Origin of the sequence: Rhodobacter calidifons, assembly GCF_011174775.1 — a bacterium.
Taxonomy (GTDB): Bacteria; Pseudomonadota; Alphaproteobacteria; order Rhodobacterales; family Rhodobacteraceae; genus Tabrizicola; species Tabrizicola calidifons.
In genome coordinates this window covers 57,909-70,958 of the sequence record NZ_JAANHS010000007.1, presented here as the reverse complement: position 1 = coordinate 70,958, position 13,050 = coordinate 57,909, and the positions used below count along the sequence as shown (strand labels likewise).

Here is a 13,050-nt window from a genome sequence, read left to right as displayed (position 1 = left end):
CATGGCCCGGTACCGCAATGTCCTTCTCTTTGCCGGCGTGGCGATGCTGTTCATCCTGACCGGCGTGTTCCAGAGCTGGAACCTGTCGCTGAACATCCTGAACCTGGCGCTTTTGTCGGCAATCATGGCGATCGGTGTGAACATCCAGTGGGGCTATGCGGGCCTCTTCTCGACCGGGATCGTCGGCTCGGTCGCGCTGGGGGGGCTGGCGGTGGCGCTGGTCTCGTCCAAGCCGGTGCCCGAGGGCTGGGCGGCGGGCGGTCCGCAGATTGTCGAAGCCCTTCTGTTCGCGGCCCTGGCCATCGGCCTGGCAACCTGGCTCTACCGGCGGCTGAAGCCCGGCGCCAACCGCGCGCTGGCGCTGGCGCTGTATCTTGTCGTCGCCTTCTTCATCTACCGGGCGATCCTGGACCCCGCCGTGACCGCGGTCGAGGCGAACAACCCCGCCCAGGCCGGCAACATCGGCGGGCTGGGGTTCAACTCTCTCCTGGCCTGGCCGGTGGGCGCGCTGATGGCCGCGGCGGCGGCCTGGATCATCGGCAAGATCGCCCTTGGCCTGCGCGAGGATTACCTGGCGATCGCGACGCTGGGCATCGCCGAGATCATCGTCCAGGTCCTGCGCAACGAGGACTGGCTGGCGCGCGGGGTGAAGAACCTGATCGACCTGCCCCGCCCCTGGCCGGTGCCTAAGGAGGTGGACCTGCAAGTCGATCCCTTCTTCCTCGACACGGTCCGCGCGATCGGTGCCGACCCGGTGACCGCCTCGACCATCTTCGTCAAGCTCTTGTACGCCACCATGTTCGGGCTGGTGCTTCTTCTTCTGGTCTGGGGCTGCGAAAGGGCGCTGAACAGCCCCTGGGGCCGCACCGTCCGCGCCATCCGCGACAACGAGATCTCGGCCGCTGCGATGGGCAAGGACGTGAAGTTCCGCCATTTGCAGATCTTCATCATCGGCTCGGCAGTCGTGGGCCTGGCCGGTGCCATGCTGACCTCGATGGAAGGCCAGCTGACCCCGCCCTCCTACCTTCCGCTGCGCTTTACCTTCCTGATCTGGGTGATGGTCATCGTCGGCGGGTCAGGCAACAACTGGGGGGCGATCCTGGGCGGGCTCCTGATCGGCTGGCTCTATCTGGCGGTCGAGTTCCTGGGACCGCAGATGATGGCGATCCTGACTTCGGGACTGCCCGCCGGACCGTTGAAGGACCATCTTCAGGATACGGCCGCCCACATGCGCCTGCTGACGCTTGGAGTGGTGCTGCTTCTGGTGCTGCGCTTTGCGCCCAAGGGACTGATCCCCGAGAAATAGTCGCCGCGCAGCCGCGCACCATTGCCCGGCTGCGACATTTGCTGTCGCAAATTTTCATGCCTTCCGGCCCCTGCCCCGCCATGGTGCGGGAAAACCGGAATGGCGGAGAGACTTGCGATGAAGACCCATGCGCGCGTGGTGGTGATCGGGGGCGGCGTCGTCGGCTGCTCGGTTCTGTACCATCTGACCAAGCTTGGCTGGTCGGACGTGATGCTGATCGAGCGGTCGGAGTTGACGAGCGGCTCCACCTGGCACGCGGCGGGCGGGTTCCACACGATCAACGGCGACACCAACATGGCGGCGCTTCAGGGCTATACGATCCGGCTCTACAAGGAGCTGGAGGCGATCACCGGCATGTCCTGCGGGTTGCACCATGTGGGCGGGGTGACGCTGGCCGACAACGAGGCGCGGTTCGAGATGCTGAAGGCCGAACGCGCAAAGCATCGCTACATGGGGCTGGATACCGAGATCCTCGGCCCGGAGGAGATCGTGAAGCTGACCGATGGCCTGGTGAACGTCGATGGCATCCTTGGCGGGCTTTACGACCCGCTCGACGGACACCTCGACCCTTCGGGCACGACCCATGCCTATGCCAAGGCGGCCCGCATGGGCGGGGCCGAGATCGTGCTGCACAACCGTGTGCTGGAGACGAACCCGACGAAGGACGGCTGGGAGGTCGTCACCGAGAAAGGCACCGTCCACTGCGAGCATCTGGTGAACGCAGGCGGGCTGTGGGCGCGGGAAATTGGCGCAATGGCGGGGGTTTACCTGCCTTTGTTGCCGATGGCGCACCAATACCTGGTCACCGACGACATCCCCGAGATCATGGAGATCCTGAAATCCGGCCGCGAGTTTCCGCATGTGATGGACCCCGGCGGCGAAAGCTATCTGCGCCAGGAAGGCCGGGGTCTCTGCATCGGCTTCTATGAGAAACCCTGCGAGCCCTGGTCGGTGGACGGCACCCCCTGGGATTTCGGGCACGAGCTCTTGAACGAGCAGTTCGACAAGATCGAGGATTCAGTCAACTTCGCCTACCGCCGCTTCCCGGTGCTGGAACGGTCCGGCGTCAAGCGGGTGATCCACGGGCCTTTCACCTTTGCCCCCGACGGCAACCCGCTGATCGGGCCGGTGCCGGGCCTGCGCAACTACTGGTCGGCCTGCGCGGTGATGGCCGGCTTCTCGCAGGGCGGCGGCATGGGTCTGGCGCTGGCGCAATGGATGATCCATGGCGAGGTCGAACGCGACCCGCGCGGCTTCGATGTCGCGCGCTTTGGCAACTGGACCAGCCCCGGCTATACCGTGCCCAAGGTCATCGAGAACTACCAGATGCGTTTCTCGGTCAGCTATCCGAACGAGGAACGCCCCGCCGCCCGCCCCTTCCGCACCACGCCGATGTATCAGGTCTTCGACCAGATGAACGCGGTCTGGGGCCAGCAGTACGGGTTGGAGGTGGTGAACTACCACGCCCTGCCCGGCGAGCCGCGCCATGAGACGCCGACCTTCAAACGCTCGAACGCCTGGGAGGCGACGCGTCAGGAAGTGATGGCTGTCCGCGAAGGCGTCGGCATCAACGAGGTGCAGAACTTCGGCAAGTATCTGGTCAGGGGCGCGGGCGCGCGGGCCTGGCTGGACCGGATCATGGCCGGCCGCATCCCGCAGCCGGGCAGGCTGTCGCTGACCCCGATGCTGGCGCATTCGGGCCGGATCATCGGCGACTTCACCGTGTCCTGCCTGTCCGAGACCGAGTTCCAGCTGACCGCCAGCTACGGCGCCCAGGGCTGGCACATGCGCTGGTTCGAACAGCATGAAGAACCGGGTGTAACCATCGAGAACATCTCGGATTCCCGGTCCGGCTTCCAGATCGCCGGTCCGAAGGCGCGCGAGCTTCTGTCGCGCGTCACCCGGTCGGATGTCAGCGCCGAGGCGTTCCGGTTCATGGATGTGAAGCGGATGACCGTGGGCATGGCCAACTGCATCGTCCAGCGCGTCAGCTATACCGCCGACCTGGGCTTCGAGATCTTCACCGACCACATGTCGGTCCGTCACCTCTGGGATGTCCTCTGGGCCGCAGGCAAGGATCTGGGCCTGCGCCCCTTCGGCATGCGGGCGATGATGTCGCTGCGGCTGGACAAGTGGTTCGGAAGCTGGGGCCGCGAGTTCAGCCCGGATTACACCCCCGCCGAGACCGGCCTTGACCGCTTCATCGCCTGGAACAAGCCGGCCGACTGGATCGGCAAGGCGGCGGCGCTGAAGGAACGGGCCGAGGGTCCGAAGCGCCGGCTGGTGCCGATGGTGGTGGACGCCACGGACGCCGATGTCGTCGCCTGGGAACCGATCTGGCTGGACGGGGCGGTGGTCGGCTGGTGCACATCCGGCGGTTACAGCCACTGGACCGGCAAGTCGGTGGCGCAGGGCTTCATCCCCGCCGACCGGGTGCAGGACGGTCTGGCGCTGGAAGTCGAGATCCTGGGCGAACGCCGCCCGGCGCGGGTGCATCTGGCGCCCCTGTGGGACGATGGCGGCCGGATGCGTGGCTGAGGTCCGGCGCTTGACAGCGGCCCCGCGCCGCCCAAGCTTGGCGCCATGCAGCCGACCGTCGCCATCCTGATCCTTGCTGCCGGTGCCTCCTCCCGGATGCGCGGACGGGACAAGCTGTTGCAATCCGTGGCGGGCCAGCCGCTGCTGCGCCGGGTGGCCGAGACCGCGCTCGCCACCGGGATGCCGGTCCTCGTCACCCTGCCGCCCGAGGCAGAGGCGCGGCGGGCGGCTCTTGCAGGTCTGGATGTGCGGATCGTCGAGATCCCGGACGCGTCGCAGGGCATGTCGCGGTCGCTGGTGCGCGGTCTGGCCTCGGTGGCGGCGATGCGTCCCGATCACGTCGCCGGACTGATGATCCTGCCGGCCGACATGCCCGATTTCACGCCGCCGGCGCTGGACCGGCTGATCGCCGCCTTTCGCGGGGACCCCGGGCAGATCTGGCGCGGCGCAACCGCCGACGGAGAGCCGGGCCATCCCATCATCTTTCCGCGCGACCTCTGGCCGGCGCTGGCGCAGGTAAGCGGCGACGAGGGCGGACGCTCGGTGCTTCAGGTCAACCGGGACCGGGTGCGCCTTCTGCCGCTGCCCGGCAGGATGGCGACGCGCGACCTTGACACGCCCGAGGACTGGGCGGCCTATCTGGGCCGCCCGGAGTGATCAGCGCCCGATCAGAACCTTCGCCTCATACGCCTTCAGCGAAAGCCGCGCGGCCGGGAAGCCAACTTCGCCCGTGGCAAGCTCCGGGAACAGTTCCAGCACCTCGTCCCGCGCCTCGGCGTCCAGCGCCGAGAGGGTCCGCTCGGCCGGCTGGAAGCTTTCGGTCCAGATGCCGTCCGACAGCACGATCTCGTGCCGGTCGAACAGGATGTGGACATAGGTCACGCCCTCGGCCGGCAGCGCCCGGCTGATCTCGGCCAGCCCGACCAGATGCCTGGCCGGGACCAGCACCTCGGCCTCGCCAAAATACATCTCGGCCCGCGCCCCCTCGATCAGCACGCGGTGCTGCGGCGAGACCAGCATCGTGCGTTCGGGGCCGGCCGCGCCAAGGGCACCGGCCGCGATGCGGACCGGCTGAAGGTGCGGCCTGGCCCGGAGTTCCCGGAGCGAAAGCCGACGTTGCCCGACCCAGCGCAACGGCTGGTAGCCGTTGTCCCGGGTCAGGACCAGATCGCCGGGCTGCAACTGCTCGACCGCAACCGGCCCGCGATCGGTCATGATCCTGGTCCCGGCCGAGAAGCAGACGATGATCACGTTCTCGATGTCGAAGAACGACAGCGTGCCGATGACATTGCCAAAGGCGTCGTAGAACGTGAGCGTGCCGTTCTCGGAGTCCAGCGGGTCATAGTCGATGTCGAACCGCGCCCAGCCGAAGCCGGTGATGTCGACGGTCAGCGTGTCGTTGTCAATTCCGCCGTCGCCGCCATAGATCAGTTCGTTCAGCGCAACATCGTTCTGCGCGGGCGTGAACGAGACGAAGAACAGGTCCTGGTCGTCACCGCCGTACATGATGTCGCGACCTGCGCCACCATAGAACACGTCGCGCCCGATCCCGCCGTCGAGGGTATCGTTTCCGTCGCCGCCGTAGAGCAGATCATCTCCGTCTTCGCCCCGAAGAACATCGTCACCTGCATCGCCGAACAGCGTGTCTGCGTCATTGCCACCGTACAGCGTGTCGTTGCCCGCGCCGCCGTAGAGGACATCGGTCCCGGCGCCGCCGAAAAGCGTGTCGGCGTCGTTGCCGCCGTAAAGCACATCACTGCCCGCGTCGCCGTAGAGCAGATCGCTCCCCGCATCGCCGAACAGCGTGTCGGCGTCATTGCCGCCGTACAGCGTGTCCGCCCCCGTTCCGCCGTACAGCAAGTCACGGCCATCGTCGCCGGACAGGAAATCGTCGCCCGTGTCGCCCTGGATCGTGTCGTTGTCGTTGCCGCCGTACAGGCTATCGGGCCCGCCCAGACCCGAGATGAAGTCATCGCCCAGACCACCGTAGATGATGTTGGTATAGGCGTCGTTCGGATCGAAGCTGAATCCGTCAAACCCGATCAGAGTGTCGTTGAAACTGGACCCGATGATCCCGTCAACGCCCGATGCGCTGTCGCCGGTGGCATGTCCACCGCTGAAGGTGCCCGCAGCCAGGTTGACGTTCACAGCGGCGTTGGAGTCGCTGTAATCGACGAAATCCATACCCTGGCCGCCAGCAAGCACATCTGCGCCCAGACCGCCGCGCAGCGTGTCGTCGCCGGTGCCGCCCGTCAGGGTATCATTGCCATCGCCGCCCGACAGAAAATCGTTCCCGGCGCCGCCATTCAGACTATCGTTGCCGGCCCCGCCATAAAGCGTATCGTCGCCAGCTTCGCCATCAATGTTGTCGTTACCGTCGTCACCATAGAGGAGGTCGTTATCGGCTCCACCAAGCAGGGTGTCGTTCCCCGCCCCGCCGTAAAGCGTGTCGATCCCGGCCCCGCCGTAAAGCGTGTCGCTCTCGGTGCCGCCGTAGAGGAGGTCGTTGTCGTCGCCGCCTTCCAGCCGGTCCGCGCCCGCGTCGCCGTACAGCGTATCGTTCCCCGCCCCGCCGTAAAGCGTGTCGCTCTCGGTGCCGCCGTAGAGGAGGTCGTTGCCGTCGCCGCCTTCCAGCCGGTCCGCGCCCGCGTCGCCGTACAGCGTATCGTTCCCCGCCCCGCCGTAAAGCGTGTCGCTCTCGGTGCCGCCGTAGAGGAGGTCGTTGCCGTCGCCGCCTTCCAGCCGGTCCGCGCCCGCGTCGCCGTACAGCGTGTCGTTGCCGGCATCGCCATAAAGGCTGTCGCCACCGGCGCCACCGAAGAGAAGATCGTTGTCGATGCCTCCGAACAGCGTGTCAATGCCACCACCGCCGTACAGCGTATCGTTCCCGGCATTGCCGTATAACAGATCTGCGGCGGCGCTCCCAACAATACTGTTGTCGCCAGCTCCGCCATAGATCGTTGCCATGCTCTTAGTCCCTCTGCCTCGCTGTGCGACCTAGCCCGGATTCGTGTCCATTTTCAGGCCTGATTGCGCAGATCTATGGCACGGTGACGCGCGTCAGTCCATCAGTGGTGGCTATGGTCGATCGCGTTTACCTTTGAACTGTTAACAAATCGCTACAACTGACCCATCAAGGGGCGAGGCCCGCAGCTTCGGTTTCCGTCAGGACGCGACGCGACTGGCCATAGGCCGCGCGTCCTGCCGCGGTTTTCAGTTCCGGGAAAAGCTCCAGGATCTCCAGCCGCTGCGCATTGCCGATCCCCTTCAGTGAGGTGTCGTCGGGATGGAAGGTCTCGGTCCAGACACCGTTCGTCAGAACGACCTCGTGCCGGTCGCACATGAAATGGATGTAGGTGGTGCCGCTGGACTGCACGGTGTGGACGCCTTGCGCCGCAAGGTGCTTGGCCGCGACCAGAACCTCGCGTTCGCTGTAGCGGACCGATACCCGACTGTTGGTGACCAGAATCCGATGGTTCGGCGAGACCATCATGTCGCGTTCGGGCAGACCCTTGCCCAGCGAACCTTGCTGGATGAAGACCGGCAAGAGATGCGGCTCGGCCTGGAAATCATGCAGGAACATCTGGGTCTTGCCGACCCAGCGCACGGTCTGGATGCCGTTGTCGCGGGTCACCACGCGATCGCCGGCCGAAATCCGTTCGACCGGAACCTCACCGCGATGCGTCGTGATCAGGGTGCCCGGGGTAAAGCAGGGCGTTGCCCGCGGCGCCCGCCTGGCGGGTTGGCGGTCGGACTGTGGCCGGGGCACGCTGGTCGCCATCATGCAATCACACTCCCTGTACGGATGCGGCCGGACCGAAAGCCCGGAGCGCCCCCTCTGCATAGCGTTGCGGGCCGCAGCGAGAAAAGCAGAAAATTGTTTTTAAACAAGGGCAACCCGGGCGGGATTCAGCTTATGGCTGTACAGAAGTCCGCGCGTCGGGACGCCAATGCGGCTGGAGGCCTGAAGGTCAGGTGTCGGCGCCGGGAAAAGCGCGCCGCAAGCAGTTGCGCAATCGAAAATTTCAACCCTTGCGTGCACCCTGCGCCCCTGCACGCCTGCCTGGCCAGGGAACGCCGTGCAACTGGCTGTTGATCGGCACAGTCTTGCCGGGTCCGCAGTTCGCTCCGGATGCCCGCACGGGCGATGTTTCCACATCCGCAGACAAAGGCATCAGACAAGCCGGACTGATCAGGCCTGCGCAAAGCAATGCCGAATCAGCGCCAGTGCGATGACCGGATCGATTTGGTGCCCGAGGCGAGACTCGAACTCGCAAACCTTGCGGCGGAGGATTTTGAATCCCCTGCGTCTACCATTCCGCCACTCGGGCCACCGGCTGCGGGTCTACCGCCTTGGGTCCCCGCCGTCAACGCGTCACAGGCTGTCGGTCTGGAAGGTGTCGCAATCGGCCAGCTGCCCGGACTTAAGCCCGATCATGAACCAGCGCGACCGCTGTTCCGAGGTGCCATGAGTGAAGGTGTGTGGCATCGGGCGCTGGCCGGCGTTGCGTTGCAGCGTGTCATCGCCGATCTGGCGGGCAGCATTCACCGCCTCTTCCAGGTCGCCGCGTTCGACGACGCCCAGGGTCTGCGCGGCCTCGCGCGCCCAGATGCCCGCCAGGCAATCGGCCTGAAGTTCGATCCGAACCGAAATCGCGTTCGATTCCGCCTGGCTGACCTGCTGGCGGATCTGGTTCGCCTTGCCCAGGATCCCCAGTTCGTTCTGCACATGGTGGCCGATCTCGTGCGCGACGACATAGGCGGCGGCAAAGTCCCCGCCCGCGCCCAGCCGCTGATGCAGGGTCGTGAAGAAGGCGGTATCGAGATAGACTTTCCTGTCGGCCGGGCAGTAGAAAGGCCCGGTCGCCTCGGTCGCGCCACCACAGGGCGAGCGGGTGGCCTCCTTGAACAGCACCAGCGTCGCGGGCTGGTAGCTGCGGCTCAGCTGTTCCCGGAAGACGCGGGTCCAGATTTCTTCGGTGTCGCCCAGCACGACCGAGACGAATTCGCCCTCGGCCTGGTCCTGAGCCGTCATTTCGGCAGGGGCCCCGCCCGAGGGCGCCACGCCGCCGGTGCCCAGCAGCTGGCTGGGATCGACCCCGAGGAACAGGGCGAGAAGGAAGACGATGATCGCCCCGCCGCCGCCGATCCCGGCCACCTGCCCGGCCCTGCCGCCGCCCGTCCGGCGCCGGTCCTCGATGTTGCTGCTGCCCCTGCGCCCGCGCCATTCCATGTCGTCACCCCTTCCCGCAGGCGATCTGTCCAAGCAGGACAAGCCGGCTCACCCGAATTGAACCATCTGGATGCGAGCGGCCGTTCCTGATTCACCCACACATGCGCCGCAAGATCCCGGGCCGGATCCTATCCGCAGACCGGCATATTCGGAAGCGGGAATGCACGCCTGCGCGAGCGCCCTTCCCCTTTCGCCGTGTCGCACCTATGGTCGCAGCGCATCCAGAGCGAGACCCCCGATGACCCTGACCCGTCCGACCCTGATCCTGATCGCCACCCTTGGCTCGGCGGGTCTGCTGGGCGGCGCCTTCGCCTTCCAGTACATCGGCGGGCTCGCGCCCTGCCAGCTCTGCCTCTACCAGCGCTGGCCGCATGCGGCGGCGATCGGGATCGGCGTCCTGGCGCTGGTCACCGGGCGGCGCGGCCTGGCCTGGGCGGGTGCGCTGGCGGCGCTGGCGACGGCGGGCATCGGCGTCTTTCATGTGGGCGTCGAGCAGCTCTGGTGGGAGGGACTGGCCACGTGCACCGCGGGTTCGATCAGCGGGATTTCGGCGGCGGATCTTCTGGACCCGACCAAGGACGTGGCCGCCGTGGTGCGCTGCGACGAAATTGCCTGGACGTTGCTGGGGATTTCGATGGCGGGATGGAATGTCATCCTGTCGCTGGGTCTGGCAATGATCTGGGTTGCGGCCGCGCGCAAGGGCTGAGCGCTGCGCCTTCCGACCCCCCGTCCCGGGCCTGACCCGGGACCTCCTGATCGCGGCGAGGCCCCGGCTCAGGGCCGGGGCGGGGTTCCGCCGCACAGGCGCTGGTGTTCCTGGATCGCGAAACGGTCGGTCATGCCGGCCACGTAATCCGCCACCGTGCGCGCCAGGGCGGTCTCGTCCTGCGCCGCCCGGACATCGGCCTGCCATTCCGGCGGCAGAAGGTCGGGCCGCGACAGGAAGAGCGGGAAGAGATCGTCCAGCTTGCGCGTCACCTCGGCCCGCACTGCCATCACGCTGGGCGCGCGGTACATGCGGTGGAAAAGAAAGCTGCGCACCGCCTTCAGTTCCTGATACAGCGGCTTGGAGAAGCGGATGATCGTCGTGCCCATGTGGCGGATATCGTCCACCGATTTCGGCTGGGCGCTGGCCAGGCGGTTCTGCGCCACGGCGATCACGTCCTCGACCATGCGGCCGAAGACCCGGCGCAGCGCCTCGTGCCGACGGCGCATCCTTTCCAGGCCCGGATAAAGGCGGTCCACCTCCTCGAAGGCCGGGCCGGTGACGGGCAGATCCATCAGATCGTCCTCGGTGAACAGGCCCGAGCGCAAGCCGTCGTGCAGGTCGTGGTGGGAATAGGCCACGTCGTCGGCGATGGCCGCCACCTGCGCCTCGGCGCTGGCGTGAGTGTCGAGTTCCAGATCCCATTGGGCGTTGACCTCGGCCAGCGCGTAAGGGAGGGGGCCGTCATGCTTCCCGTCCGCATTGGGGCCGATAACCGGGCCGTTATGTTTCGCAATGCCTTCAAGTGTTTCCCAGGACAGGTTCAATCCGTCGAAGTCGGCGTAGTGCCGTTCCAGCCGGGTCACGATCCGCAGCGCCTGGGCGTTGTGGTCAAAGCCGCCATAGGGCGCCATCAGCCGTTCCATCGCGTCTTCGCCGGTATGGCCGAAGGGGGTGTGGCCCAGGTCGTGGGCCAGGGCCACCGCCTCGGCAAGGTCGGTGTTCAGGCCAAGGACCCCGGCGATGGTGCGGGCGACCTGCGCCACCTCGATCGTGTGGGTCAGGCGGGTGCGGTAATAGTCGCCCTCGTGTTCCACGAAGACCTGCGTCTTGTGCTTCAGGCGGCGGAAGGCCGAGGAATGGATGATCCGGTCGCGGTCGCGCTGAAAGGGCGAGCGGAAGGAGGACAGCCGCTCGGGCCAGAGCCGTCCGCGGCTGGCGTCGGGTTGGCAGGCGAAGGGCGCGAGCATGGGCTGTCCTTGTGAGGCGCGGTCGGGTTTCATATATTCATCCCGCAGGCCGAAGGATACGGGAACAGCCATGGAACTGACGCTGCCGCCGAAAGTCACGGATCGGGCCTTTGCCCGGCTGGCCGAGATCGCCGAAGCCATGGGCGAGGCAAAGTCCCTGCGCGTGGCCGTGGATGGCGGGGGCTGTTCGGGGTTCCAGTATTCGATCACGCTGGACGAGCCTGCGGCCGACGATCTGGTACTGGAAAAGGATGGCCAGCGGGTGCTGGTCGATCAGGTCAGCCTGCCCTTCCTGTCGAATGCGGTGATCGACTTTACCGACGAGCTGATCGGCGCACGGTTTGTGGTGCAGAACCCCAACGCCAAGACCAGCTGCGGCTGCGGGACGAGTTTTTCGATCTGACTTTCCTCTGGCCCTTCCGCTGCGCAGCACTAGCTTCTGCGCGGGCAGTTGGAGAGAAGAAATGGCCATTGTGCTGATGCTGGGCTCGGCCCCGATGGCGGCCGAAGCCACGACCTGGCCGCGCGGGCCGTTCGACCGGATCGTGGCGATCAACAACGCGTGGCGGGTGCGGGCGGACTGGGATTATTCGGTCTTCCCCTGGGATTTCCCGGTCGAGCGTCAGCCGGTTCCCGCCGCCGGACAGCAGTTGGTGACAGAGACGGAGTTCGTTCCGGCGCAGAATGCTTTCGGCGGCTTTGTCTATGCAGGGGCAACAATGGCCTTCACGGCGGCTTATTGGGCGCTGCATGCGCTGAAACCGCGCGTGCTGGCGGTGTTCGGCTGCGACATGCATTACCCGAAATCGGGATTGACGCATTTCTACGGCACCGGCACGCCCGACCCGCTGCGGTCCGACATCACGCTACGCAGCCTGGAGGCTAAATCGGCGCGGCTGATGGTGCTGGCCGCGATGCGGGGCTGCGCGGTGGTGAACCTGTCGACAGGCCCCTCCCGGCTGATCCTTCCGCGGGTGTCGCGGGCGGCGGTGGCGCAGGCCCGGCCGGGGCGCTGGTGTCCCGACCGTGCCGCCGAGGCGCTGGCGTTGGAGGCAGAGCTGGACTACCGGGTGCCTTCGGGGCGCTACTGGGAAGAGGCGGAGCGGTTCGATCCGACTGCGCTGGACCGGCTGGATGCGCTGTGGTTGCAGGCGGCATCCCCGCCCCTGCGGCAGACGGCTTGAGCCTATGCGTCTGCGGGCCTAGGGTCCTGGCGAGGAGGACCCGGTCATGAAGCTTGCGACGTTCAACATCAACGGGATCAAGGCGCGGATCGAGGCCTTGCAGGCCTGGTTGGCCGACGCGGCGCCGGATGTGGTCTGTCTCCAGGAGATCAAGTCGATGGACGAGGCCTTCCCGCGCGAGGTCTTCGAAGGGCTGGGCTACCGGGTCGAGACGCATGGGCAGAAGTCGTTCAACGGCGTGGCGATCCTGTCGAAGCTGCCACTGAGCGATGTGCGGCGCGGCTTGCCGGGGGATCCCGGGGACGAGCAGGCGCGCTGGATCGAGGCAGTGGTGGATGCGGGGCGGCCGGTCAGGGTCTGCGGGCTGTATCTGCCGAACGGGAACCCGGCGCCGGGGCCGAAGTACGATTACAAGCTGGCCTGGATGGCGCGGATGGAGGCGCGGGTGCGCGAGCTGCTGGCGGCGGAGGAAACGTTCGTCTGCCTGGGCGACTACAACGTGATCCCGCAGCCGGTGGATGCGGCGAAGCCGGAGGCCTGGGTGACGGACGCGCTGTTCCTGCCCGAAAGCCGCGCGGCGTTCCGGAGGATGGCGCATCTGGGGCTGACCGATGCGGTGCGTGTCCGGGACCCGTCAGCCGGGGTCTATACCTTCTGGGACTACCAGGCCGGTGCCTGGGAGCGGAACAACGGGATCCGGATCGACCATGTCCTGTGCAGCCCCCAGGCCGCCGACCGGCTGGAGGAGGCAGGCGTCGACAAGGCGGTCCGGGGGGGTGACAAACCGTCGGACCATGTGCCGGTCTGGGTGCGGCTGGCGGCGTGAGCGCCGC

Annotated in this window: 11 protein-coding genes and 1 tRNA gene; 7 read left to right on the top strand and 5 right to left on the bottom strand. The window is 66.7% G+C overall.

All coding sequences use genetic code 11. The annotated features are described in order from the left end of the window. The first annotated feature begins 1 nt into the window (after position 1). The 3 genes from G8O29_RS10840 to G8O29_RS10830 all read left to right on the top strand — a co-directional run bounded on the left by G8O29_RS10840 (position 2) and on the right by G8O29_RS10830 (position 4,501). Positions 2 to 1,306 (top strand): branched-chain amino acid ABC transporter permease, encoded by a 1,305-nt coding sequence (locus G8O29_RS10840; RefSeq protein ID WP_166403257.1) that lies wholly within the window; start codon positions 2 to 4, stop codon positions 1,304 to 1,306. A 117-nt stretch (positions 1,307 to 1,423) separates the two neighbouring features. Next, positions 1,424 to 3,844, top strand: coding sequence for a GcvT family protein (locus G8O29_RS10835; protein WP_166403406.1), 2,421 nt, complete (start codon positions 1,424 to 1,426; stop codon positions 3,842 to 3,844). 45 nt (positions 3,845 to 3,889) lie between these two features. Next, entirely contained in the window at positions 3,890 to 4,501 is a 612-nt protein-coding gene (locus tag G8O29_RS10830) for a nucleotidyltransferase family protein (protein WP_166403256.1), read from the top strand. Here G8O29_RS10830 and G8O29_RS10825 read toward each other — a convergent pair whose 3' ends face one another. The 4 genes from G8O29_RS10825 to ypfJ all read right to left on the bottom strand — a co-directional run bounded on the left by G8O29_RS10825 (position 4,502) and on the right by ypfJ (position 9,077). Beyond that, a complete protein-coding gene (locus G8O29_RS10825; protein WP_166403255.1) occupies positions 4,502 to 6,811 on the bottom strand; it encodes a Hint domain-containing protein in 2,310 nt (769 codons plus the stop codon). A gap of 166 nt (positions 6,812 to 6,977) precedes the next feature. Next, the gene (locus tag G8O29_RS10820; RefSeq protein WP_242679056.1) at positions 6,978 to 7,628 is read right to left on the bottom strand and encodes a Hint domain-containing protein; all 651 of its coding nucleotides are present in this window, start codon (positions 7,626 to 7,628) and stop codon (positions 6,978 to 6,980) included. Between the two features lie 463 nt (positions 7,629 to 8,091). After that, positions 8,092 to 8,175: transfer RNA gene (locus tag G8O29_RS10815), tRNA-Leu, on the bottom strand. A gap of 44 nt (positions 8,176 to 8,219) precedes the next feature. Further along, positions 8,220 to 9,077 carry a KPN_02809 family neutral zinc metallopeptidase gene (gene ypfJ / locus G8O29_RS10810; protein WP_166403253.1) on the bottom strand — a complete coding sequence of 286 codons (858 nt, stop codon included), beginning with the start codon at positions 9,075 to 9,077 and terminating at the stop codon, positions 8,220 to 8,222. A gap of 244 nt (positions 9,078 to 9,321) precedes the next feature. Between ypfJ and G8O29_RS10805 the strand changes: the two genes are divergently transcribed. Next, complete coding sequence (locus G8O29_RS10805) at positions 9,322 to 9,783, top strand: disulfide bond formation protein B (RefSeq protein WP_207623779.1); 462 nt, start codon at positions 9,322 to 9,324, stop codon at positions 9,781 to 9,783. 68 nt (positions 9,784 to 9,851) lie between these two features. Here the strand turns inward: G8O29_RS10805 and G8O29_RS10800 are convergent, their stop codons facing one another. Then, complete coding sequence (locus tag G8O29_RS10800) at positions 9,852 to 11,033, bottom strand: deoxyguanosinetriphosphate triphosphohydrolase (RefSeq protein ID WP_166403251.1); 1,182 nt, start codon at positions 11,031 to 11,033, stop codon at positions 9,852 to 9,854. A 76-nt stretch (positions 11,034 to 11,109) separates the two neighbouring features. On the opposite strand from G8O29_RS10800, the gene G8O29_RS10795 reads away from it, so the two are divergent. The 3 genes from G8O29_RS10795 (at position 11,110) to xth (ending at position 13,043) form a co-directional block, all read left to right on the top strand. Next, on the top strand, positions 11,110 to 11,436 hold the full coding sequence (locus tag G8O29_RS10795) for a HesB/IscA family protein (RefSeq protein ID WP_166403405.1): 327 nt from the start codon (positions 11,110 to 11,112) through the stop codon (positions 11,434 to 11,436). Positions 11,437 to 11,497: 61 nt separating this feature from the next. Then, the gene (locus G8O29_RS10790) at positions 11,498 to 12,217 is read left to right on the top strand and encodes a hypothetical protein (protein ID WP_166403250.1); all 720 of its coding nucleotides are present in this window, start codon (positions 11,498 to 11,500) and stop codon (positions 12,215 to 12,217) included. Positions 12,218 to 12,263: 46 nt separating this feature from the next. After that, on the top strand, positions 12,264 to 13,043 hold the full coding sequence (gene xth / locus G8O29_RS10785) for an exodeoxyribonuclease III (RefSeq protein ID WP_166403249.1): 780 nt from the start codon (positions 12,264 to 12,266) through the stop codon (positions 13,041 to 13,043). Positions 13,044 to 13,050 lie beyond the last annotated feature (7 nt).